This window comes from Vibrio sp. Vb0598, assembly GCF_033338935.1.
In the GTDB taxonomy this organism is placed as follows: domain Bacteria; phylum Pseudomonadota; class Gammaproteobacteria; order Enterobacterales; family Vibrionaceae; genus Vibrio; species Vibrio alginolyticus.
In genome coordinates this window covers 1-1,150 of record NZ_JAWOTP010000215.1, presented here as the reverse complement: position 1 = coordinate 1,150, position 1,150 = coordinate 1, and the positions used below count along the sequence as shown (strand labels likewise).

1 protein-coding gene is annotated in these 1,150 nt (G+C 48.3%); it reads right to left on the bottom strand.

Features of this window, described 5'->3' with window-relative positions:
• A partial coding sequence (gene rsxC / locus R7Q38_RS24185; protein WP_318114614.1) for an electron transport complex subunit RsxC occupies positions 1 to 1,150 on the bottom strand: 1,150 nt, incomplete at both ends.

Below are 1,150 nucleotides of genomic sequence, written 5' to 3'. Positions count from 1 at the left end.
CGAGCAATAGCAGCAGCGACTGCGGCTTTCTTCGGATCTTCGGTTGGCTCTTGAGAAGCAGTTTCTTCAACAGGTTGAGATTCAGTTTCTTGTTGCGCTTTACGCGCTTTTGCACGAGCAATAGCAGCGGCTACTGCAGCTTTTTTATCTTCTGGCTCTTCAGATGCGTTTTCTTCCTGCTGAGCTTTTTTCGCTTTCGCGCGCGCGATTGCTGCAGCAACTGCGGACTTTTTGTCATCAGCATTGTTAGCAGGGGTTTCGCTTTGTTCTTTTTCTGCTTTACGTTCACGAGCAAGACGCTTGCGCTCTTCACGCAGTTTTGCCATTTCGGAGTTGTCAGGCTCAGTTGCACCAACTTTTGCTGCTGCGGCTTGCTTCGCTTTTGCTTTGGCAATGGCAGCCGCGACAGCAGGTTTAACTGCTGGCTCAGCTTTATTATCTTCGTTCGATTTTTGTGCTTTAACACGAGCAATGGCTGCGGCGATAGCATCATCACCACCGGTTGACTTCATCTCTTTTCGACGGTCATCCGCGGCTTTCTTGAAGCGGTTCTCACGTTCTGCTTTTTCGCGTTCCATACGCGCTTTTTTCTCTTCGAAGCGCAGTTTTGCACGCTCTGCGGCTTCTGCTTCTTGAGTTCGAGTACGAATTTCTGCTTTTGCTTGGCGGTAATATTGCACCAGTGGAATTTCACTTGGACAAACAAACGCACAAGCGCCACACTCGATACAATCTTTTAGATTTAGTTCTTCTAGCTTGTCATATTCTTCGGCCTTAGCATGCCATTGAAGCTGCTGTGGCAGTAGAGATGCAGGACAAGCTTCTGCACATTGACCACAACGTATACATTCCATCTCGTATTGATGAGCTGAAATCTCGTGACGAGTCGGAGCTAAAATACAGTTCGCCGTTTTGGTGATAGGAACCTGTGAGTGGGGCAGGGTAAAGCCCATCATTGGTCCGCCCATGATCAAACGCTGAAGTTTTTTATCGGCTTTGTACCCGAATTCGTCGAGCAGTGCTTGAACTGGGGTACCCAAGAGCGCCCATACGTTTCGAGGCTGTTTAAAGGTTTTACCGGTTAACGTAACGACACGTTCGATTATTGGCTCGCCATCGATGATAGCGCGCTTAATCGAGTATAAAGAAC